General features: G+C 70.0%; 20 protein-coding genes. 8 read left to right on the top strand and 12 right to left on the bottom strand.

The annotated features are described in order from the left end of the window. Position 1 precedes the first annotated feature (1 nt). On the bottom strand, positions 2–352 hold the full coding sequence (locus G3I77_RS35185) for a GntR family transcriptional regulator (RefSeq protein ID WP_248510504.1): 351 nt from the start codon (positions 350–352) through the stop codon (positions 2–4). A gap of 128 nt (positions 353–480) precedes the next feature. Next, a complete protein-coding gene (locus G3I77_RS35180; RefSeq protein WP_248510433.1) occupies positions 481–2,157 on the bottom strand; it encodes a tetratricopeptide repeat protein in 1,677 nt (558 codons plus the stop codon). 2,052 nt (positions 2,158–4,209) lie between these two features. On the opposite strand from G3I77_RS35180, the gene G3I77_RS35175 reads away from it, so the two are divergent. Continuing rightward, positions 4,210–4,389 (top strand): hypothetical protein, encoded by a 180-nt coding sequence (locus G3I77_RS35175; RefSeq protein ID WP_248510431.1) that lies wholly within the window; start codon positions 4,210–4,212, stop codon positions 4,387–4,389. Between the two features lie 38 nt (positions 4,390–4,427). Here the strand turns inward: G3I77_RS35175 and G3I77_RS35170 are convergent, their stop codons facing one another. The 4 genes from G3I77_RS35170 to G3I77_RS35155 all read right to left on the bottom strand — a co-directional run bounded on the left by G3I77_RS35170 (position 4,428) and on the right by G3I77_RS35155 (position 9,182). After that, complete coding sequence (locus G3I77_RS35170; protein ID WP_282574334.1) at positions 4,428–5,351, bottom strand: aminoglycoside phosphotransferase family protein; 924 nt, start codon at positions 5,349–5,351, stop codon at positions 4,428–4,430. Between the two features lie 70 nt (positions 5,352–5,421). After that, positions 5,422–6,924, bottom strand: a complete 1,503-nt coding sequence (locus G3I77_RS35165; RefSeq protein WP_248510427.1) for an MFS transporter — start codon at positions 6,922–6,924, stop codon at positions 5,422–5,424. Between the two features lie 68 nt (positions 6,925–6,992). Next, positions 6,993–7,976 (bottom strand): zinc-binding dehydrogenase, encoded by a 984-nt coding sequence (locus G3I77_RS35160; RefSeq protein ID WP_248510426.1) that lies wholly within the window; start codon positions 7,974–7,976, stop codon positions 6,993–6,995. Positions 7,977–8,021: 45 nt separating this feature from the next. Then, positions 8,022–9,182, bottom strand: a complete 1,161-nt coding sequence (locus tag G3I77_RS35155) for an FAD-dependent oxidoreductase (RefSeq protein WP_248510425.1) — start codon at positions 9,180–9,182, stop codon at positions 8,022–8,024. Between the two features lie 128 nt (positions 9,183–9,310). On the opposite strand from G3I77_RS35155, the gene G3I77_RS35150 reads away from it, so the two are divergent. Continuing rightward, positions 9,311–9,988 (top strand): pentapeptide repeat-containing protein, encoded by a 678-nt coding sequence (locus G3I77_RS35150; protein ID WP_248510424.1) that lies wholly within the window; start codon positions 9,311–9,313, stop codon positions 9,986–9,988. A 12-nt stretch (positions 9,989–10,000) separates the two neighbouring features. Here G3I77_RS35150 and G3I77_RS35145 read toward each other — a convergent pair whose 3' ends face one another. Continuing rightward, on the bottom strand, positions 10,001–10,501 hold the full coding sequence (locus G3I77_RS35145) for a hypothetical protein (protein WP_248510422.1): 501 nt from the start codon (positions 10,499–10,501) through the stop codon (positions 10,001–10,003). Between the two features lie 37 nt (positions 10,502–10,538). Here G3I77_RS35145 and G3I77_RS35140 point away from each other — a divergent pair, with 37 nt between their 5' ends. Beyond that, positions 10,539–11,954 (top strand): M1 family metallopeptidase, encoded by a 1,416-nt coding sequence (locus G3I77_RS35140; protein ID WP_248510420.1) that lies wholly within the window; start codon positions 10,539–10,541, stop codon positions 11,952–11,954. Between the two features lie 122 nt (positions 11,955–12,076). Here G3I77_RS35140 and G3I77_RS35135 read toward each other — a convergent pair whose 3' ends face one another. Then, complete coding sequence (locus G3I77_RS35135) at positions 12,077–12,652, bottom strand: TerD family protein (RefSeq protein ID WP_248510418.1); 576 nt, start codon at positions 12,650–12,652, stop codon at positions 12,077–12,079. Between the two features lie 160 nt (positions 12,653–12,812). On the opposite strand from G3I77_RS35135, the gene arfB reads away from it, so the two are divergent. Further along, positions 12,813–13,250, top strand: a complete 438-nt coding sequence (gene arfB / locus G3I77_RS35130; RefSeq protein ID WP_248510416.1) for an alternative ribosome rescue aminoacyl-tRNA hydrolase ArfB — start codon at positions 12,813–12,815, stop codon at positions 13,248–13,250. Between the two features lie 252 nt (positions 13,251–13,502). Here arfB and G3I77_RS35120 read toward each other — a convergent pair whose 3' ends face one another. After that, entirely contained in the window at positions 13,503–14,087 is a 585-nt protein-coding gene (locus G3I77_RS35120; protein ID WP_248510414.1) for a flavin reductase family protein, read from the bottom strand. 354 nt (positions 14,088–14,441) lie between these two features. On the opposite strand from G3I77_RS35120, the gene cdgB reads away from it, so the two are divergent. Next, positions 14,442–16,097 (top strand): diguanylate cyclase domain-containing protein, encoded by a 1,656-nt coding sequence (gene cdgB, locus G3I77_RS35115; RefSeq protein ID WP_248510412.1) that lies wholly within the window; start codon positions 14,442–14,444, stop codon positions 16,095–16,097. 117 nt (positions 16,098–16,214) lie between these two features. Continuing rightward, complete coding sequence (locus G3I77_RS35110; protein ID WP_248510410.1) at positions 16,215–17,168, top strand: carbohydrate-binding protein; 954 nt, start codon at positions 16,215–16,217, stop codon at positions 17,166–17,168. 13 nt (positions 17,169–17,181) lie between these two features. Here G3I77_RS35110 and G3I77_RS35105 read toward each other — a convergent pair whose 3' ends face one another. The 3 genes from G3I77_RS35105 to G3I77_RS35095 all read right to left on the bottom strand — a co-directional run bounded on the left by G3I77_RS35105 (position 17,182) and on the right by G3I77_RS35095 (position 20,381). Then, on the bottom strand, positions 17,182–18,111 hold the full coding sequence (locus G3I77_RS35105; protein ID WP_248510408.1) for a 1-phosphofructokinase family hexose kinase: 930 nt from the start codon (positions 18,109–18,111) through the stop codon (positions 17,182–17,184). Positions 18,112–18,228: 117 nt separating this feature from the next. Continuing rightward, positions 18,229–19,440, bottom strand: a complete 1,212-nt coding sequence (nagA, locus tag G3I77_RS35100) for an N-acetylglucosamine-6-phosphate deacetylase (protein ID WP_248510406.1) — start codon at positions 19,438–19,440, stop codon at positions 18,229–18,231. Then, positions 19,440–20,381, bottom strand: coding sequence for an ROK family protein (locus tag G3I77_RS35095; RefSeq protein ID WP_248510398.1), 942 nt, complete (start codon positions 20,379–20,381; stop codon positions 19,440–19,442). Before G3I77_RS35095 ends, nagA begins: the two co-directional genes overlap by 1 nt. A 153-nt stretch (positions 20,382–20,534) precedes the next feature. Here G3I77_RS35095 and G3I77_RS35090 point away from each other — a divergent pair, with 153 nt between their 5' ends. After that, on the top strand, positions 20,535–21,788 hold the full coding sequence (locus tag G3I77_RS35090) for an ABC transporter substrate-binding protein (RefSeq protein WP_248510396.1): 1,254 nt from the start codon (positions 20,535–20,537) through the stop codon (positions 21,786–21,788). Positions 21,789–21,821: 33 nt separating this feature from the next. Then, a complete protein-coding gene (locus G3I77_RS35085; protein ID WP_248510389.1) occupies positions 21,822–22,067 on the top strand; it encodes a DUF3263 domain-containing protein in 246 nt (81 codons plus the stop codon). Positions 22,068–22,076: the final 9 nt, after the last annotated feature.

Here is a 22,076-nt window from a genome sequence, read left to right as displayed (position 1 = left end):
GCTACGAACGCTCCTTTCGCGTAGGTGCAGCGCGGACAGTCCGCACCTTGCCCTGCCCTCCGTTCGCGAGCACACCGAGGGCCTCCAACCTGTCGAGAGCCTTGGTCACGGTCGGTCGAGACACCCCGAAACGCGTAGCTAGAACACTCGCACTGGGGAAAGCTGCCCCTACTTCTAGGCCTTCATCCGTGACTATGTCCGCAATACGGTCCTCTAGCGGGCGTCGTTCAGTTCGCTCGCCAGCGCGCACGACACACCACCGTCCGCCTGGCGTCGGCTGGGCGATGCCGTCTTGTTGGAGGACGGCGAACGCACGGAGAGCTACTCCGCGCGAAATCCTGTAGTCACGCATGAGTTCAGCAGCAGACGGAAGCTCTGTCATGTCCGGGTCCGCCTCGATACGGGCCCTCACCGCGTCTGCGATCTTCCGGAAGGTCCCCCGAGGGCTGGCCTGCTGCGACACGAAGTCTCCCTCCTGACCTAGTCGTCGTCAGCGACAAGTTTCGCATGTTCTGGCAGCTCCTCAAGATGCGAGGTGTGAATGCCATACTTCTTACCGAGTTGAGGACCCGCAACCCAGGCGTCGGAGATGCCTCCTCGCAAATCCCAGCCGTACGTGGCTAGTCGCTCTGCTTCAACTCCAAGCCCGTTAGTGCGTAACGCCTCAACCGCGATCCGCGTAGACGCCCAGTTCCCAGCCATGGCTGAGCGTCTGAACCAGCGCAACGCCTGATCGATTCGACCCCTATGTAGGAATTCTTCAGAGACTGATGCAAGCACATGGACATGGCTCTTATTGAGTGCGCGCTCAATCCATTCCTCGGCCTCGTTGAGGCGGCCTGCACGAGCAAGGCGTAGTCCTGCGGTGCAGAGCGACTCATCGTCTCCAGCGGAAGCGGCACGTTCATACCAATAGAGCGCCTCGTCCATCTCGCCGGCAGAGGCCAATTCATTAGCAGCCGCTTGCGCAGCGCCCGTATCGCCGGAACGAGAAGCGCGTTCAAACCAGTCGAGGCCTTCTGGTAGACGGTTAGCTTCCGCAAGCACGTGACCGGCACTTCGAAGCGCCATAAGGCTCCCGGCCCTGGCAGCGCGTTCGTACCAACCCAGCGCCTCGTCGACCCTCCCACTCTTAGCGAGCATTTGAGCTGCCTCGGTCAGGGCGTGTAAGTGGCCTAGTTCCGCTGCCTGTTCGTAGAAGTCGAGCGATTCTTCGATGTGGTCTTGGGAGGAAAGTTTGCGTGCAGCAATGAGGGAAAGCCAAAAACGGGCCTTTGGGGTCTTGCTTAGCTGCTCTGGAGCCCCCCAAATTTCGCTTCTGACGCCCAGTCGGTGTGCTGCTTCGAGTGGGGCAGACTCGTCACCTGTCGCGACAGCTTCTTCGTACCAATCTTGTGCCTCTTCTAGCCTTCCCCTGCCCGCTAGATAATTTGCCGCAACCCGAAGAGCCGAGGGATCTCCAGCTTGGTGGGCCCGCCGGTACCATTGCAGGGCCTCATCGATGCGATCAGTCTCGGCGAGCGCGTCAGCGCCATCTCGTAGGGCCGCCACCTTATTAGTGGCAGCTGCTCGCTCGAACCAGTTGAGGGCCTCGTCTAAACGGCCCGCCTCCGCTAGCTGGTTAGCAGCGGACCGTAGGGACTTCTTACTGCCTGCTTCGGCTGCCCTCTGGTACCAGGTGAGTGCCTCCGGCCAGCGGCCTTGCTGGCCTAGGCGATATGCGGCGATGTGAAGGGCGGTAGGGTCACCACACCTGTCGTACCAGTCCAGAGCTTCATCGAGGTGGCCGAGGCTCACCAGCCTATTCGCTGCTAGCCGAAGGGCAAACGAGTTGCCAGTGTCTGCGGCCTGCTGGTACAGCGTGAGAGCTCTGTTCAAGCGTCCCCGAAGCACGAGTTTATCGGCCACGCCTGTGAGTGACTCCATGAACTGAGGTATGGTCGCCCGCTTGAGCAGATCCCTCGCTTCTTTGCGGCGTCCGGCAGACCTGAGTCTTCCTGCGACAAATGGAATCAGATAGGTATCCCCCTTTTCAATTGCTCGCAAGTAACACGGGAGCGCCTCATCGAGTCTCCCTGCGTATGCAAGCTCATTCGCGATATGAACTAACGCCGGACCTGTGTCTGCTTTAATTGACAACAGGAAGGATATCTGCATGAGTCCGTGCTTGGCAGCTGCTACGGCCAGAGGCTCTGCCCTTTCGCTCTCGCAATGGCGCACTGCTGCCAGCCAGAACTCTCCAGGTACTGCATCATGTCGAGTGCTTCGGCCTAGTTGTTCGAGATAGTCGGCCAATCGGTAACTCGGCCCCGGCTTCACTGACGATCCCGCGCCGCGAGGCCTACGAATCGGAGTCAGGGCTCCCCTGGCTCCCTTGACCATTTCCGTAAGGAAGGCGAATGCCCGTTCAAGCCAATTATCAGGAAGAAGGTCCCATTCAGTGTCGGATAGATACCCCTCGGCTGCTTCAGCGAGGAAGGAGTATGGAAGTGAAAGTGGATGTCCCAGTCGGCGCGCATCCATTGCTGCTTCTAGTATGGCTCTGGCGCCAGGCGTCGCTCTGCGGTATCTAGCAAGGAGCTCCGGCGCTCCAGCGAGGTACTGGGTAATCATCCCGTCCTCGGCGTGAGTTGCTGCTGCGACCAAGCGTGGGTCGGACCCCCGCCGGAGGCGTGAAATAGTCAACCGATCGAATTGATTAGGAACAACCAAATCTCTGCCAGCCAGCAGATGGCGGGCTTGTGAATGACTGTCGCCTTGATCCCTAGTGGCAGGCTCTCTCGTGAGCCTCTCATGGTACTCGGGCCAGATTGTGCCCAGCACTAGAACTGGAGCGCGCGAAGTGTCACTAAGTAGTGACCGGAGCTTGGCTGCGATCGCCTCGCCATGAGAGGAAAGGAGGTAATGCTGCGACTCGTTCAGCCAGACGACCGTACGAGGGCCGACATTCGCCAGGTCCCGCAATGCCGCTTCTGGACGATCAGGATCGATTGGGTGCCAGACATGCCAGGTGTCAGGTAGGGCTTGAATCGCCTCCCAGCAGGCGCGTGTCTTACCGGTGGAGGAAGGCCCCACGAGCATCAGCAGATCACTCTGTCCTTCTGCGGCCCTTTCAACAACTTGCGTCAGACGAGCGTCGTGCTCACGTCTCGCATACTCAGGTAGCTCTGGCCACGCATGTTCCGCACCTGCAACATCAATAGCGCGGTGCACTTCCAGGTCCCACGGATCGAGTTTGCTGATCGGGCGACCAAGTACGCACCTATCCTCGTCGCTGGGCTCAGCTTCCCCCTGAAGGCGACTTTGTGGTTGGGATCCTTGCTGACCGGGTGGGACCGCGTTCGCTTGCCTGAGCAGCTCAAGCAACTGCTGGGCGTCTAGACGCAACGGCCCGGCAAGGCAGGCCAGCGTCTCAGCGCTGATGGGACCGCCGTTCAGTGCGTTGCTGACAGTCGTTCGACTCAGCTCAGCTCGCTGAGCGAGGCGCGTGACAGTCCAGCGACCGCGGGCCTTCGCGTCGTTGAGCTGCTGCCGAATCTGCTCCTTCGCTGAAAGATCAGTCTGGTTACCCACCAAGCCTGCCCCCTCGGAGTGTTCAGGAGTGTTCATCTTCGTACGGCTGAACCCTGACGCACAGCCAAACGCCGACCGTCATGTCGGAAGCCGTCCGCTCCACTCAAGCAGCTAGGGGACATGTAGCCGATGACCGTCAGGATGCTCGTCGTCTTCGCCGTATTCACGTTGGTGGCCGTAGTCGCTACCTTGATCGCCGCAGTCACCGCCGTACTGGCAAGGGCTGAGGGCGCCTCCTACGTAACCGCACTTACGAGGGCATCTGCCGCGTTTGCGGCGGTGGTGGGTCTGTGCGCCGCGCTGGCGAGCGCCGGGGCGACGCTGCTTGCGCTTGGGTGACACAGCCGGAATGAGTGGTCTCAGTCTTGGTTTCAGTCGACTGGTTTTCCGGGGCTCACCGTGGGTGTCTGCCGGCGTCCACTCCTGCCTTTGAGCAGGCGTGTCATGCTCGCCGTGGACGATCGTGGACACCCCCGGACCAAGATCGGACAACTTGTAATGCGTAGGTCGTCGGTTCGAATCCGACAGGGGGCTCCGCTGGAACCCCAGGTCAGGTGTGCTCTGACCTGGGGTTTTGTCGTCAGCGGATGTGACGGCGGCGCCGGGCGCGGTCCGCGCGGCTGTCTCGGGGCTCAGTTGTGGCGTGACCTCACCGGCCTGGAGGACGGCGAAGCCCTCGCCGCCGCACCAGGCGACAGCGTCCTGGGGGTCATCACCTTCGAGGTCCTGGCCGACTCCCGGATCGCGAAGGTCCAGTTCGCGATGAGCAGCGGCTTCGCCGGCGACACCGGCCAGTGGAACGTCCCGGCCCGGTGACCGTTGAGCTCCAGGCCGGGAAGGAACGGCGGCACCGGTCAGCACCCGTGGGATCGGAGGCGGCGGGCGATTTCCAGCTGGGCGGCGTCGAGGGGGCGGGCGTCCTCGATGTCCCACAGGGCGTTCTGGAGGAGGCGGCCGAGGGTCCAGGCGCGGGCTCGGGGGCGGTCCAGGGTGAGGATGTCGGTCATGGCGTCGAAGCGCCAGAGGATGTCGTCGGCGGCGTAGCGGTTGTCGATCGCGGGCCACAGTTCGAAGCCGGGGTCGCCGGCGAGGGGCTTGGGGTCGATCGCGAGCCAGGGGGCTCGGTCGGAGGCGAGGACGTTCTCGTCGTGGAGGTCCCAGTGGAGGAGGCGGTCCCCCGGCTCGTCCACGACCTCGCGTACGGCGGCCGCGCAGTCGGCGACCAGGCGGCGGGCCTCGGGGTCGTGGATGCGGCCCAGGGCCCACGGGGTCCGGTCGAGCATGGCCCGGGCGATGTCGCCGAGGCGGCGCAGGCCGGGCGGGGCCGGGAAGGACGTGAGGTGGGCGAGGAGTTCCGCGAGGGTGACGACGGCCTGGTGGGTGTCGGGGACCCGGGACAGCGTGCGGGTCTCGTCGAGGCGCTCCAGCAGCATGGTGCCGGTGGGCTCGTCGTGGTCGAGGAGGCGGACGGCTCCGTCGCCGTTCCAGGCGCGCAGCGCGACCGGTTCGCCCTCGCTCTCCTCGTCGAGGATCTGGAGCTTGAGGACCGCGGGGGTGCCGTCGCGGCACAACACCGGGAGGACCAGGGCGCAGACGCCGTGCATGGGTGGTCCGTCGGGTCTCAGGTCCCAGTGGTCGAGGAAGCGGGCCGTCTGCTCGGGCAGTCCGGCGATGAAGGCGCGGCCCGCCTCGCCGTTGAACTTCTCCTGTGATGCCGCCAGTTCCCGGGGAATGTCGATCACTCCCGGCACGGTAGTGGGGCGCGCCGGGTGCGGCATGTGGATTTGGAGCATGTGGATTTGGAGCATGTGGATTTCGGCCGCTACTCGTCCGGCCGCCACCCGTCCCTCAGGCCACCGGTTCCGGCACCGGCGCGTCCGCCGGTGTGCCGTGTTTCGGGGCCTTCTTCGTCACCATCAGGCCCGCGATCAGGCCGGCCAGCAGCATGATGCCGGCGGCCCACCAGATGGCGACGGTGTAGCCGTGGACGACGCCCTCCCGGACGACCCGGGTGCGGTCCGACGGGTCGGTGAGGTGGGCGGTGACGTACGTGGCGGTGCTGGTCGTCGCGATGGTGTTGAGGAGGGCCGTGCCGATGGAGCCGCCGACCTGCTGCGAGGTGTTGACCGTCGCGGAGGTCACGCCGGAGTCCTGCGGGGCGACGCCCGCGGTGGCGGTGGCGAAGACCGGCATGAACGTCAGGCCCATGCCGAGGCCGAGCAGCAGGAGCGCGGGCAGGATCTCGGTGGCGTAGGACGAGTGCGTCGTCATCTGGGTCAGGATCACCATGCCGCCCGCCGCCAGGACCATGCCGGGCACCATCAGCATCCGCGGCGGCACGCGCGGGAGCAGCCGGGCGGAGATCTGGGTCGAGCCGATGATGATCGCGGCCGTGAGGGGCAGGAAGGCCAGGCCCGTCTTGACGGGGGAGTACACGAGGACGGCCTGGAGGTAGTACGTCATGAACAGGAACAGGCCGAACATGCCGACCACGGCCAGGGCCATGGTCAGGAAGCAGCCGGCGCGGTCGCGGTCGCGGATGATGTGCAGCGGCAGCAGCGGCATGGGCGCCCGGGACTGCCACCACACGAACACCGTGAGCAGGACGACGCCGGCGGCGAAGAGCGACAGCACCGTCGGGTCGGTCCAGCCGAGGGACTCGGCCTCGCTGAAGCCGTAGACGATCGCGACGAGGCCGCCGCAGCCGAGCAGGACGCCGGGGACGTCGAGGCGGGCGCCGGCGTGGCCGGGGCGGTCGTGCAGCAGGGCGAGGGCGCCGAACACGGCGGCGATCGCGATGGGCACGTTGACGTAGAGGCACCAGCGCCAGCCCAGGTACTCGGTGAGCAGCCCGCCGACGATGAAGCCGATCGCGGCGCCGCTGCCGGCCAGGGCGCCGTAGATGCCGAAGGCCTTGCCGCGCTCCTTGGGGTCGGTGAACGTCGTCGTCAGCAGGGACAGCGCGGAGGGGGCCAGGAGGGCGGCGAAGACGCCCTGCAGCGCGCGGGCGCCGAAGAGCATGCCCGCTCCGGTGGCGGCGCCGCCGAGCGCCGAGGCGGCGGCGAAGCCGACCAGCCCTGTGACGAAGGTCCGTTTGCGGCCCACCAGGTCGGCGATCCGGCCGCCCAGCAGGAGCAGTCCGCCGAAGGCGAGGGTGTAGGCGGTGATGACCCACTGCCGGTTGCCGTCGGAGATGCCGAGGTCGCGCTGTGCGGAGGGGAGGGCGATGTTCACGATGGTCGCGTCGAGTACGACCATCAGCTGGGCCAGGGCGATGACGACCAGGCCCCACCAGCGGCGCGGGTCGGTGTCCACGGGAGGGCCCTGACCGCCGGTCCGGGTGGCACTCATCTCGTCAGAAGACCATGGATCGGAGCGGCCTGCATCCGCGGATTCGTTGCCGCCCGGGCGGCGTGGGGTCATGGCTCCAGAACCACCTTTCCGGTCGTGCCACGGGTCTCCAGCGCGCGGTGCGCGGCCGCGGCCTCGGCGAGCGGGAAGCGCTGTACGGCGGGGGTGAGCCGGCCGGCGGCGGCCTCGGTGAGGGCGCGCAGTTCGAGGGTGCGCAGAGGGTCGGACCCCCCGGCCTTCCGCAGCATCACCGGGCCGAGGACCTCCTCGGAAACGCCGTCGACGAGGTAGGGGCCGCCGTCCTGGATGCCCTCGCCGGACCAGCCGAAGACGATGTGCTTGCCGCCCGGGCCGAGGAGTGCGACGGCCTCGCGGGCGATGTCGCCGCCGACGCCGTCGAAGACGACGGTCGCGGTCCGGCCGCCGAGGTGCGCACGGACCTTCGCGGGCCAGCCGGGGTCCTTGTAGTCGACGGCGAGATCGGCGCCGCCCGCCTGCACGCGCGCGGTCTTCTCCGGCCCGCCCGCGAGTCCGACGACCGTCGCGCCGGCGTTCCCGGCGTACTGCACGAGGAGGGTGCCGATGCCTCCGGCGGCGGCCGGGACGATGGCCACCGAGTCGGGGCCGAGGTCGGCGAACTGCAGGATCCCCATCGCCGTACGGCCCGTGCCGATCATGGCGACGGCCTCGGCGAAGTCCAGGTTCCCTGGGATCTCGTGCAGGCGCTCGACCTCGGTGACGGCCAGTTCGGCGTAGCCGCCGGGGACGAAGCCGAGGTGGGCGACCACCTGCTTGCCGAGCCACAGCCCGGCGACGCCCTCGCCCAGGGACTCGACGACACCGGCGACCTCGCGGCCCGGGACGGTGGGCAGCGGCGCCCGCTCGTTCGCCGGGCCGCCCCGCATGCCCTCGCGCAGGGCGGCGTCCAGGAGGTGGACGCCCGCCGCGCGTACGGCGATGCGGACCTGGCCGGGGCCCGGCCGGGGGTCCTCGACCCGCTCGTAGGTGAGGTTCTCGGGCGGGCCGAAGGCGTGCAGGCGGATGGCGTGCATGGCGACTCCTCTGGTGGGGGCGTCCGGTGCGATCAGCCTGCAACCTCAAGCATGCTTGAGGTCAAGCTCGCGCCGGCCGAGGGCCAGGGAGACCGCCGTGAGGGCGCTGTTGAAGGACACCTCCGACAGCACGCCGGGGGCAGCGACCTGGTCACCGGCGAGATAGACCCCGTCGCCCCGGTCCACGGCCGGCCGGTCGCGCCAGCTGGTGCCGGGCGGATCGACCGCGCCCGTACGGCCGCCCGCCACCGACGAGCGCCGCCAGGTGACCCGCTCGCGCCAGCCCGGGAAGCCCAGGTCGAGCAGCTGCTCGGCACGGGCGGTGCCGTCGGCCTTCGATTCGTGCGGGGCGATGGGGATCTGACCCTGGATCAGCTGCTCGCCGGCCGGGGCGAGGCTGCGGTCCTGGGCGGTGAACCGTTCGAGCCAGCCGGGCGCGTCCAGGTCGGAGACCGCGAAGGCGTCCCCGCGCCGGGTGCGTACGGCCAGGTCGACGAGGGCGGTGCGGCCGCTGGGCCAGGTCAGGGAGTCGTCGGCGAGCAGGCGGCGGGCGGCGTCGAGGGAGGTGGCGACGACGACGGGTGTGTCGGTGGGGAGCGTGTCGACGCGGGACAGGGTCTCCATCCGGACGCCCAGGTTCCAGGCGCGGGCGGCCATCCGGTCGATGAGGCTCGCCCAGCCGCCGCGCGGGTAGTGCGCCTCGGGCGGCAGCTTGGTCGCGCGGCGCAGCCGTTCCTGCACGAACGCGGCCGACAGCGACCCGGGGTCGTGGTGGAACAGGGCGACCGCGGAGTAGTGGGCGGCGGCCCGGGCCCCCTCCTCGCCCGCGATGCCGGTCGCCCAGGTCAGGAAGTCGGCGTCGACGGGTGCCCGCCGGCCCGTGCGGCGCAGCAGCTTCAGCATCGGGAAGGGCGGGGTGCGGCGCAGCACGCCCTGGTGCCGCAGGCGGAGCCGGGCCGCCTCCAGGGGCGGGAGCGGGGCGAGGGGCCCGATGAGGTCGCGCTGCTTGAGCCAGGCCCAGTGCGGGCCGCCGTTGTAGAGGGCGTGCGGGCCCTCGTTGGTGCGGTACGGGCCCTCGGCGGTGCGCGCCCGGCCGCCGAGGGTGTGATGGGCCTCGTGGACGGTGACCTTGGCGCCCGCCTCCGCAGCGGTGATGGCCGCGGTCAGACCGGCGAAGCCGCCGCCGATGACGGTGATGCGGTGCATGACTGTGGATCTCCCTCGGGTCGGGGCCGCCTTCTGGGAGTACGACCGATCGAGGGCGCCGGAATGTGACATCACTGACCTCCGCGCAGGTCAGGGCCGTTGTCAGTGGCGGGGTGCAGCATGGGGGCATGGCGAGGAGAGCGGCGGGCGGTACGGGTGTGAAGGGCGCGCGGCGACCGGAGGTGCGGCTGCCGGTGCTGGAGCCGTACGAGGGCGGCGAGCTGGAGCCGGACGGGGATTACGACGGGCTGGAGTTCCGGGAGGCCGACCTCTCCGGGCAGGACGGAGGGGGCGCCCGCTTCATGGACTGCGCCCTGACGGGCTGCGCGCTGGACGAGACCCGGCTGCGGCACGCCCGTGTCCTGGACTCGGCCCTCACCGGCGTCCGGGGCGTCGGCACCGACCTCGCCGAGGCGACCCTGCGCGACGTGGAGCTGACCGATGCCCGGCTCGGCGGACCGCAGCTGCACGGGGCGGTGCTGGAGCGGGTGCTGATCCGCGGCGGCAAGATCGACTATCTGAACCTGCGCACGGCCCGGCTCAGAGACGTCGTCTTCGAGGGCTGCGTCCTGGTCGAGCCGGACTTCGGCGGTGCCCGCCTGGAGCGGGTGGAGTTCGTCGACTGCGCCCTGAAGGGCGCCGACCTGCACGCGGCGACCCTCACGGACGTCGACCTGCGCGGCGCCGCGTCCCTGGAGATCAGCCGCGGACTGGACCGGCTGTCGGGGGCGGTGATCAGCCCGGCCCAACTGCTGGATCTGGCCCCGGTGCTGGCGGCGCAGTGGGGGATCCGGGTGGAGGGCTGACCGGGGCCGCGTCTACGGGAGGCGGGGAAAGCGGGCCTGGAGGGTCCAGAGGGCCGGGTTGTCCCCGAGGTCGTCGTGCAGGTCGGTGAGGTCGGCGATCAGGTCGTGCAGGAAGTCCCGTGCCTCGCGGCGCAGTGCGGAGTGGGAGACGGTGAGCGCGGGCTCCTCCGCACGCATCCAGTCGGCCTCGATGTCCACCCAGCCGAAGCGGCGCTCGAAGAGCATCCGGTCCGTCGACTCGGTGAAGTCCAGCTCGGCCCGCTGCGGCCGGGACGCCCTCGAGCCGGCCGGGTCCCGGTCGATCCGCTCCACGATGTCGCACAGCGCCCACGCGAAGTCGAGTACCGGCACCCATCCCCAGGCTGTGGACACCTCGTGATCCGTCTTGGTGTCCGCCAGGTAGACGTCCCCGCAGAACAGGTCGTGCCGCAGCGCCCGGACGTCCGCGCGGCGGTAGTCGGTCTGCGGCGGGTCGGGGAAGCGGTTGGAGAGGGCGTAGCCGATGTCGAGCACGGAGGTGATGGTGTCACGCGCCCGTAGGATCGCGATCGTGGCCCGATCTGTACGCCTTGTCCCCACGCTGCCCGCAGCCACCCTGCTCGCCTCGGCTCTCGCCTTAAGCGCGTGCGGCGGCGGAGTGCACGGCACCCCGGGCGGTTCCGGCGTCCGCGACCCGTACTTCCCGAAGGCCGGCAACGGCGGCTACGACGTCACCCACTACGGCCTGCGCCTCGCCTACGACCCCGATGCGCACCACCTCACCGGCACGGCCACCCTCACCGCCCGCGCGACCAAGGACCTCTCCGCCTTCAACCTGGACCTGCTCGGCATGGAGGTCGAGAAGGTCACCGTCGGCCGCGAGACCGCCCGCTGGAACCGTGCCGGGCAGGAGCTGACCGTCCGGCCGCACGGCGACATCGACCGGGACGAGACGTTCCGCGTGACCGTCCGCTACTCCGGAGCGCCCGAAGCCGTCACCGACCCGGACGGCTCCCAGGAGGGCTGGCTGCGCACCACGGACGGGGCACTCGCGCTCGGCGAGCCGACGGGGTCCATGGCGTGGTTCCCCGGCAACCACCACCCCTCCGACAAGGCGGCGTACGACCTCACCGTGACCGTGCCGAAGGGGCTGCGGGCCGTCTCCAACGGGGAGCTGCGGAGCGAGACGACCGCGCGGGGGCGTACGACGTTCGTGTGGCACACCGGTGAGCCGATGGCGAGCTACCTCGCCGTGCTCGCGATCGGCCGCTTCGACATCAGCCGTTCCCGGGCCGGGGACCTGCCCCTGTACACGGCCGTCGACCCGGCCGAGGCGGCGGCGAGCCGGCCGGTGCTCGCGCGGATCCCCGAGGTGCTGCGGTGGGCGGACCGGCGGTTCGGGCCGTACCCCTTCTCCACCACCGGCGCGGTCGTCGACAGCGCGGCCTCCGTCGGCTACGCCCTGGAGACCCAGAGCCGGCCGGTGTTCCCCGGTGCGCCCGACATCACGCTCCTCGTCCATGAGCTCGCCCACCAGTGGTACGGCGACTCCGTCACGCCCGGGAGCTGGCGGGACATGTGGCTCAACGAGGGGTTCGCGACCTACGCGGAGTGGCTGTGGGAGGAGGACCACGGCGGGGAGAGCGCGCGGGAGACGTTCGACGCGGTGTACTCCGGCGAGTACTTCGACACGGAGGAGGCCGGGGAGGAGATCTGGGAGTTTCCGCCGGCGGACCCGCCGAGCGCCGCGCGGATCTCCGACCCGCCGGTGTACTGGCGGGGGGCGATGGTGCTCCAGAAGGTGCGGCAGGCCGTCGGGGACGACCGGTTCTTCGCGATCCTCCGGGGGTGGGCGGCGAAGTACCGGTACGGGAACGCCGATACCACCGACTTCACGGCCTATGTGGAGGAGCGGGCGCCGGGGGCGGACCTGGAGGGGGTCTGGGAGGAGTGGCTGTACGGGGAGGGGAAGCCGGAGCGGGCCTGAGGGCGCTATGACGTCTGCGGGTTGGTTGTGGCTGGTCGCGCAGTTCCCCGCGCCCCTGAGGCGAAGCCCCCCGGGCCGGTCTCCGGCCCGGGGGGCTTCCCCGCGAAACGCTCAGGCGTCCGTCAGACGTTCACGCCGAAGTCCTGGGCGATGCCGACCAGGCCCGAGGCGTAGCCCTGGCCGACCGCGCGGAACTTCCACTCCGCGCCGTTGCGGTACAGCTCGCCGAAGACCATGGCCGTCTCCGTCGCCGCGTCCTCCGACAGGTCGTAGCGGGCGATCTCCGCGCCGCCGGCCTGGTTGACGATGCGGATGTAGGCGTTGCGGACCTGGCCGAAGTTCTGGCTGCGGTTCTCGGCGTCGTAGATCGAGACCGGGAAGACGATCTTGTCGATGTCGGCCGGGAGGGCGGCGAGGTTGACGTTGATCGCCTCGTCGTCGCCGGCGCCCTCGCCCGTGCGGTTGTCGCCCGTGTGGACGATGGTGTTGTCCGGCGTCTGCTTGTTGTTGAAGAACACGAAGTGCGCGTCCGAGTAGACCTTGCCCTGCGTGCTGACCGCGATCGCGGAGGCGTCGAGGTCGAAGTCCGTGCCGGTGGTGGTGCGGACGTCCCAGCCGAGGCCCACGGTGACGTCGGTCAGGCCCGGAGCCTCCTTGGTGAGCGAGACGTTGCCACCCTTGGACAGGCTTACAGCCATTGTTGGGAGTCCCTTCCCTCGTTTACGTGCGGCAAAGAAGCTGCGGCAAAGAAGCTACAGCTACCCCCATGAACGTGGAGAGGGGTACGCGAGGTTCCAGCTCCTTTACTTTCTTTACTCGCGATTATTCGGGTGACGTGGACGGGACAGGAGCGGGAACATGGACGGCATGTCTGGTCCTCACGTCATCCGCGGCTCCGTCTCCCTGCCCGAGGCCGAGCTCATGTGGCGTTTCTCGCGGTCGTCGGGGCCGGGCGGGCAGCACGTCAACACCAGCGACTCGAAGGTCGAGCTGAGCTTCGACCTGGCGAAGACCGAGGCACTGCCCCCGGTGTGGAAGCAGCGGGCCCTGGAGCGGCTGGCCGGGCGGCTGGTCGACGGGGTCGTCACCGTACGGTCCTCCGAGCACCGCTCCCAGTGGCGCAACCGCGAGGCCGCCGCCGTACGCCTCGCCGCGCTCCTGGCCGAGGCCACCGCACCCCCGCCCAGGCCCCGCAAGCCGACCCGGTTTCCCCGGGGTATCAACGAACGCCGGCTGCGGGAGAAGAAGCAGCGCGCGGAGACCAAGCGGGGGCGCTCCGCGCGGGACTGGGGTTAGGCCGGCTCGAGCACTCCCACCGTCTGGCCCCCGCTGTCGCTCGGCGGCGACGGACTCGACGGCGATGGGGTCCCCCTGCTCGAGCGGAGCCGTACCGGTCGATGCCGGGGCGACCGTGTGCTCCTGGCCGGGGTGGACGCGGACGCCGAGGGCGGCGTCGGGATTCGCGGGGGTGATCTCTGCGAGGCGTGGGCCGGTCCTGGTCATGCGCGCACCCTGGGAGGGCGGATCACCACCGGACCGGCGATTTCCTCAGCCCAACTGCCGGTACCTGCCCCGGAAATGCGTCAGGGGGCCGCCGTCCGCGCTCGGGACGTGGGCGGTCAGGACGCGGCCGATGACCAGGGTGTGATCGCCCGCCCGGACGCGCTGCTCGGTGCGGCACTCCAGGACGGCCAGGGCGCCGCCGACCAGCGGGGCGTCGGTGTACTCGCCGCGGGTGTACGGGATGTCGGCGAACAGCAGCCGGTCACTGAGGCGGCCCTTCATCGCGAAACGGCCCGCGATGTGCCGCTGGCTCTCGGACAGGACCGAGACCGCCCACAGGTCCTGTTCCTCCAGCAACTCGTCCATACGGGAGCCCTCGCGCAGGCTCACCAGGACCAGGGGCGGGTCCAGGGACACCGACATGAAGGCCGTGGCCGTCATACCCACGTCCTCGACGTCCGGCGCCGTGGGGTCGTCCGGGTCGAGCGGCGGCTCCTGCGCGGTCACCAGGACCACGCCCGAGGCCAGCCGGGACATGGCGGCGCGGAACTCGTCGTTGCTCACCCCCTCAGCATGCCCGGAGGCGGGCGACGGAATGATCGGGGACGTGGCAGCGGGAGTGTTCGGCACACGGGAGACGCTAATCTCCGTCCCGCGCGCCCCGCATCGGACTCCCGCCCGATCACGGTCTTAGGACTACCGACCGAGCCGGCCCGCGGCGGACGTCCGCGGTCTCCCGACGGACACCGGGGAAATACATGTGCGCAACCTGACAAAGTTTGCGTTCGGTAGACGCACGTGAAGAACGCAGAAACTCCTCTCAATTGTTCAGGTTTGCCTGTGACTTGAGTCACAAGGGGCAGGAATTGTTGACCCTGTGTACCGAGTGAGCAGCGCGCTGTGATTCAGTGGCGGGGAAGCTGCCAGGACGATACGCCGACGAGAACCCTTGAATCGCTGCGAGTACTCGGGGGGAGGGCGAGCATGGAGACCGAGTCGGAGCCCTACGTCCGTCTTGCGTCCCTGCGACAACTGCACCAGGTCATGGCCGACATGAACACGGCCCGGAGCCTGGCGGACACACTGCAGACCGTCGCGGAGGGCGTCGTGGCGGCCCTCGGGTACGAGCTGGCGTGCGTGAACCTCGTACGGCCGGACGGCGACCTCGTCGTCGCCGCCTTCGCCGGGAACCCCGCCGCCGAAGCCCTCATCACCGGCCGCGTCGGCTCGCGCGACTCCTGGGAACGCCGCCTCGGCATGGGCGAGCACTGGGGCGACCTGGTGTTCATACCGCACACCGAGGGCTGGGTCCTCGACGACGACGACGTCCCGCAGTGGTACACCGACGGCCCCGCCCCCCGCTTCGAGGACGAGTGGCACCCGGCCGACCGGCTCTTCGCGCCCATGTACGCGCCGGGACCGCAGGGCGGCGGGGGGTGCGGCGAACTGGTCGGCGTGCTCTCCGTGGACCGGCCGCGCAACGGCCGCCGCCCCGGCGCCTGGGGCCGCGAGGCGCTCCAGATGTACGCCTTCCAGGCCGCCATCGCCATCAGCAACGCCCGGCTGCGCGCCAACATGCAGCGCGCGCTCGTCCGCCTGGAGCGGGAGCAGCAGGCGCTGCGGGCGAGCGAGGAAAGCTTCAGGCAGGCCTTCGAGTACGCGCCGTCCGGCATGGCCATCGCCGAGATGGGCGGCGACCAGCACGGCCGCATCCTGCGCACGAACGACGCGCTGTGCCGACTGCTGGGCCGGCCCGCCTCCGCGATGCGCCGCTACTCGTTCTCCGACCTGGTCCACCCCGAGGACATAGGCACCCTGCTGCGCACCTCGGCGGAGGGCGGCCGCGCGGAGCTCCGCCTCGGCCGCCGCGACGGCACGTACGTGTGGGTCAGCCTGCGCAACAGCGTCGTCGCGGACGCCGCCGACGGGCCGCGCTTCCTGCTCACCCACGTCGAGGACATCGAGGAGCGTAAGCGCCGCGAGCTCCAGCTCGCCCACCGCGCCTCGCACGACTCGCTCACCGGCCTGCCGAACTCCGCGGAGCTGCGCTCGCGCCTGTCCGCCAGGCTGTGCCAGCGCACCGCGTCCCCGCACGCCGTGGTCGAGTCGGTCGACGCGGCCTACGGCCACACCTTCGACGTCGTCGGGCCCGGCTTCGACTTCCGGCAGAGCGCCGAGCCGTACGACGCCTACGACCACCATGTGCACACCGTCGCCCCGGACGGGAACCACGACGACGGCACCAAGGGCCTCGCCGTGCTCTTCTGCGACCTCGACGGCTTCAAGTCGATCAACGACCGGTTCGGGCACAACGCGGGTGACGCGGTTCTCATCGAGGTCGCCCGGCGGCTGAGCAACGGCGTACGCGACGGCGACACGGTCGCCCGGCTCGGTGGTGACGAATTCGTCATCCTCGCCGACGGTCTCGGCCGCGCCGACGCCCAGGACCTCGCGGTCCGGCTGCGGAACGAGATCATCCAGCCCATCCGAGCCGAGGGACGGGCCGTCCGGGTGGGCGCCAGCTTCGGCATCGGATGGGCACACTGTGGAATGACGGCGGACGAAGTGTTGAAATCCGCTGACGAGCGGATGTACGTCGAGAAACGATCTCGTCCCAAACAACACAGACGTGCCGGGTGATGCCCAGGTCAGCGAGTTGATGCGGTCTGAGTCACCCGTTTGGGTCTCTGGGAGCGGGTAGGCTCGCTTACTCACCCGTGTACCGCATGCACCGCACCTGACTGAGGAGACCAAGGGATGACGCCCGGCAACAACGGCGCGAGCACGCCCGAGGACGACGACCCGTTCGGCTATCTCTACGCCGACGGGCAGGCCAACGGAGCCCAGCCGCCGTCCGGGGGCTACGGCTACCCGAACTCGGTCAACCGGGTGCGGGCGGTCGGCACCCGCCCGTACGGCCAGCAGTCGCAGGCCGCACAGACCGCGCCCTACGGCCAGGTCCCGCAGCAGCAGGGTGGCTACAACCGGCCGAACGCGCACTACGCGGCGCCGGAGACGCTGCCGGGCGGTGCGACCACCACGCAGCACCAGATGTCGGGCGGCGGTGGCGGCGGCCGGGGTGGCCGCGGCCCGAACACCAAGGGCCTCCTGATCGGCGCGATCGCGGTGGTCGCCGCGGTCGTCATCGGCATCGGCGTGGCCATGCTGGGCGGCGACAAGGACAAGGACGACGCGTCCGACGAGGTGGGCACGAACCCGACCCAGTCCCAGGAGTCGAAGCCGAGCCCTTCGGCCAGCAAGGCCGGCGAGAGCCAGGTCGACCTGCCGACGATCGACGCCAAGGCACTGCGCCTCGGCGGCGGCGCGGCGCTCGCCCAGGACGTCAAGGGCGCCCAGTCCGACGGCGGCATCTACGTGGGGAACCTCAACCAGGTCGGTTCCTCGGTCACCTGGACCGTCAACGGTGTCCCCAAGGACGGTGCCTACACAGTCTTCGCCCGCTACAGCACGGTGGACGAGGACCAGGAGATGACCCTTACGGTCAATGGCAAGCCGTTCGGCAGCAAGCTGAACATGGGCAACTTCACCCACACCAAGGGCGGCGACTTCGCCAAGGGCTGGACGAAGACCTACGCCTGGCCGACCCTCAACAAGGGCTCCAACACGATCACGGTCTCCTGCGCGGAGGGCGACAAGTGCAACGTCCTGCTGGACCAGCTGTGGCTGAAGGCGGGCCAGGTCAAGGACTGAGCCGGCCCGAAATCTAAGCCGCGCTGACCTCCCCCGAAACCGTCACCCTCCCCAGCAGTTCCTCGTACACCCCCCGGTCGAACTCCCCGGCCACCGGTGCCTGCACCGTCGCCGCGGACAACGCCGTCCCCCGGGCCAGGCGGTCCGGCCACGGGAGGTGTTCGATCAGGCCCGACAGCAGGCCCGCGACCACCGAGTCGCCTGCGCCTGTCGGGTTGCCTCGCGTCGAGGTCGGTGGGGTGGCTCGCCAGCGGCCTTCCCGGGTGACGGCGAGGAGGCCCTCGGGGCCGAGGGACGCGACCACCGCGCCCGCGCCCCGGCGGCGGGCGTCCTGGGTGGCGCGCAGGGGCTCGTGGGAGCCGGTCAGTTCCGCAAGTTCGTCGGCGTTCGGCTTGATGATGTCCGGGCGGGCCGCGACGCCCCGGCGCAGGGGTTCGCCGCTGGTGTCCAGGAGGACCGGTATCCCGAAGGCCCGGGCCGTACGGACCAGGCCCGCGTACGCGCCCACCGGTACGCCCGGCGGCAGGCTGCCGCACAGGGCTATCGCCGAGGCGGAGGGGAGCAGGTCCTCGTAGGCCTCCTGGAAGGCCGACCACTCCGCGGGCAGGACCGTCGGACCCGGTTCGTTCAGCTGGGTGGTGTCGCCGGTGAGCTGGTCGACCACGGCGACCGTGCGGCGGGTCGCGCCCGAGACCGGGACCAGCGCGTCCACCACGCCCGGTACCGCCGCGAGCCTCTCCTGCACGACCCGGCCCGTCGCCCCGCCCGTGAACCCCGTCACCGTCACCTCGTGCCCGAGCGCCGCGAGCACCCGGGCCACGTTGACGCCCTTGCCGCCGGGGCGTTCCGTCACCTCGGAGACGCGGTGGGAGGCGTGCGGCCTGAGGGACCGTACGCGGTACGTGATGTCGAGAGCGGTGTTCAGCGTGACCGTGAGGATCACCTGGGCCGACCTCCCCCCGGGACGCGCTTGTTGCCGTGAACGTTCCCTGATCATGCCAAAGAGACAGCGGTCGGCCCAGTCCTGGAGCCGGCCACCGTCTCCCGACTGGGGGATGGATCAGCCCAGTTGGGGACCGACCACCCATTCGCCTCGGCGCATCACGCCCTTGAGGTCGTATGCGGAGTCCAGCAGCAGCAGGTCGGCGTACTTCCCGGGCTCCAGTGAGCCGATCGTGTCGGCCATGCCGAGCAGGCGGGCGGGGGTCGCCGAGAGGGCCTGCACCGCGTCCTCGACCGACAGGCCGTCGACCGTGACCGCCCGCTTGAAGGCCCGGTCCAGGGTGAGGGTCGAGCCGGCGATCGTGCCGTCCTCGACCAGACGGGCCACGCCGTCCGCGACCTCCACCTCCAGCGGGCCGAGCCAGTAGCGTCCGTCGCCGAAACCGGCCGCGTCCATCGCGTCCGTGATGAAGGCGACCCGGCCCGCGCCCGCGTGGTGGAACGCCAGCTGGAGCGCCGCCGGGTGCAGGTGTGTGCCGTCGTTGATCAGCTCGATCGTGATCCGGTCGTCCTCCAGGAGCGCGGTGATCGGGCCGGGCGAGCGGTGGCCGAGCGGCGGCATCGCGTTGAAGAGGTGCGTGGCGACCGTGGCGCCCGCGTCGATGGCCTCCACCGTCTGCTCGTACGTGGCGTCGGTGTGGCCGATCGCCGCGATCACGCCGTGGTCGGCGAGGAGGCGTACGGAGTCCAGGCCGCCGGGGAGTTCGGTGGCCAGCGTGAGCATCTTCGCCCGGCCCCGGGCCGCGTCGATCAGCGTGCGGACGTCCGCGGGGTGGGGGTCGCGCAGGAGGGCCTCGGAGTGGGCGCCCTTGCGGCAGGGGGAGATGAACGGGCCCTCGAAGTGGATGCCGGCGATCTCGCCCTGCTCGGCCAGTTCGCTCAGCAGGCCGGCGCGCCGGGTGAGGAAGTCCATGTCGCCGGTGACGGTGGAGGCGACCAGGGTGGTCGTGCCGTGCAGGCGGTGGGTGTGGATGCCCTTGAGGATGTCGTCGACCGAGCCTGAGGTGAAGGAGGCTCCGCCGCCGCCGTGGTTGTGGAGGTCGACGAAGCCGGGGATCACGTAGTGGCCGGTTGCGTCGATGACGTGGGCGTTTTCCGGGGCTGTGGTGGTGATGCGGGTGCCGTCGATGATCAACCGGCCGTTGTGGACGGTTTCGGTCGGGAGGACGACGGTAGCGCCGGTGAGGACGGCGGGGTGTCCGGCCGTGGCGGGGTGCGGGTGCGTGGTGGCTGGTCGCGCGGTTCCCCGCGCCCCTGGGGGCGTTGCCATCAGGTGGATACCTCCGAACGGTCGGTCGATGTCAGAAGATCCCAGGCCAGCAGGCCCGCCCCCAGGCAGCCGGCGGAATCCCCCAGCGCCGCGGGGACGATGGACGGCTGTTTCTGGAAGGTGATGCGGCTGCGGATCGCTTCCCGCAGGGGTGTGAAGAGGGTTTCCCCCGACTCCGCCAGCCCGCCACCGACGATCAGAGTGCGGGGGTCCAGCAAGGTCAGGGCCGTGACCAGGCCGTCGGCGAGGGCGTCGACCGCCGCCTGCCAGACCGCCCGGGCCTTCGGGTCGCCGGAGTCCACCGCCTTCGCGCAGTCCGCCGCGTCCGCGCCCGGGTCGCCCGAGGCCGCGGCCCAGGCCTCGCTCACGGCCGCCGCCGAGGCGAAGCGCTCCAGGCAGCCGTGCTGCCCGCACGGGCAGGGGGCCCCGCCGGGGCGTACGACGATGTGGCCGATCTCGCCCGCGAAGCCGTGCGCGCCCGCCTCGACCCGCCCGTCGACGCCGATGGCGCCCGCGATGCCGGTGCCCAGTGCCACGAACAGGAACCGGTCCGCGCCGCGGCCCGCGCCGACCCGGCCCTCGGCGAGACCGCCGGTGCGCACGTCGTGGCCGAGGGCGACCGGGACGCCCAGCCGCTGCGTCAGCAGGTCGCGCAGGGGGACGTCGCGCCAGCCGAGGTTGGCCGCGTAGGCGGCGATGCCGTGCGCCTCGTCGACGATGCCGGGGACGGCCACGCCGGCGGCGGACGCGGGCGTGCCGAACTGCTCGGTCCCGTACGCGCGCAGCTCGGCGGCGAAGTCGAGGATGCCCGCGACGACGGCGTCCGGTCCCTGGGCCCGCTCGGTGGCCCGGCGGGCCCGGTGCAGTACCTCGCCCCCCGGTCCGGCCAGGGCGGCCTTCATTCCGGTGCCGCCCACGTCGAGGGCGATGACATGTCTCACGGGGACAGTGTGACCCGGGGACCCGCAAGAGGTCTAGTCCACTCACGTGGTGTAGACCTTGTTCCGCATATCGAAAAGTTTCGGCGGCGGACCACGCCAGAGTTTGGCGAGTGACGCCAGGGTTGGGGAAGAGCAGCGGTGCAGCGGCGGCGGATGGCAGGAACGATCGCGGCGGCGTCCGCACTGGGCATGACGGCGGTCCTCGGCGGCTGCGGCGTCACGGGCGGCTCGGCCGACGTGACCCTGAAGCTGGTCGCCGCCGACTACGGCGACAGCGCGTCCAACAGCTCGAAGAAGTACTGGGACAAGCTCGTCGAGGAGTACGAGGACGACCACCCCGACGTCGAGATCGACGTCAGCGTCTACTCCTGGAACGACGTCGACCGCGAGGTCAGGGAGATGGTCGCCGCCGGGGACCCGCCGGACATGGCGCAGATCGGCGCGTACGCCGACTACGCGGCCCGCAACCAGCTCTACAAGGCCGACGACCTGCTCTCCATACCCGTGCAGGCCGACTTCGTCGGGCAGCTGGCCTCCGCGGGCCAGGTCAAGGGCGTGCAGTACGGGATGCCGTTCGCCGCCTCCACACGGGTGCTCTTCTACAACAAGGCCCTCTTCGCCAAGGCCGGCATCACCCCGCCCGAGTCCTGGGACGATCTGGCCGAGGACGCCGAGGCGCTCAAGGCGGAGGGCGTGAAGGTCCCGTACGCGCTGCCCCTCGGTCCGGAGGAGGCGCAGGCCGAGACCATGCAGTGGATGCTGAGCGGCGGGGGCGGCTACACCGACAGCGTCGACGGCTACGGCATCGACTCCCCGGAGAACATCGACACCTTCTCCTGGCTGAAGGACGACCTGGTCGGCAAGGACCTGACCGGGCCGGTCGCGCCGGGCAACCTGAACCGGGCCGCGGCGTTCGCCGGCTTCGCGAAGGGCGAGGTCGGGATGCTCAACGGCCACCCCTCGCTGATGAAGATCGCCGCCAAGAACGGCATCAAGTACGGCATGGTGCCCACGCCGGGCCACGAGGGCCCGAGCAGGTCCACGCTCGGCGTCTCCGACTGGATGACGGCGTTCCGCAAGAACGGCAACCGCGACCAGGTGGGCGACTTCCTCGACTTCGTCTACAGCGAGAAGAACGTGCTGGCCTTCTCCCGCGAGTACGACCTGCTGCCGGTCACCTCCTCCGCGTCGACCACCATGGCCGCCGCCGACGAGGACCGGCACCTCAGGCCGTTCCTGGAGGAGCTGCTGGCCTCCGAGCTCTACCCGGTCGGCAAGACCTCCTGGGCCGACGTCAGTTCCCAGGTCAAGCAGCAGATCGGCAAGGCCGTCGCGCCCGGCGGCAGCCCCTCGGGCGTCCTGGGCCACCTCCAGGCGGCCGCGAGCCGGGCGGAAGGCGCGGAGTAGGCGCTGTCGGTGGCGGGCGCTACGGTGCCGGGCATGGACGAGGAGTACGACGGGACGCGGCTGGGGCGCCGGGAGCAGGACATCCTCGCGCTCGAACGCCGCGGCTTCTCCGGCCCCGGCGCCAAGGAACGCGCCATACGCGAGGAGCTGGGCCTCGCCCCCGTGCGCTACTACCAGCTGCTCAACGCCCTGCTGGACGATCCACGGGCCCTGGCCCACGACCCGGTGACGGTCAATCGGCTGCGGCGTGTCCGGGAGCGGCGTCGGTCTGAGCGGTGAGGGCCGTGG

The organism is Streptomyces sp. D2-8 (assembly GCF_023184515.1).
Lineage (GTDB): Bacteria > Actinomycetota > Actinomycetes > Streptomycetales > Streptomycetaceae > Streptomyces.
The sequence above is the reverse complement of the archived record's forward strand: the minus strand, read 5'-3'. Positions and strand labels throughout refer to the sequence as shown.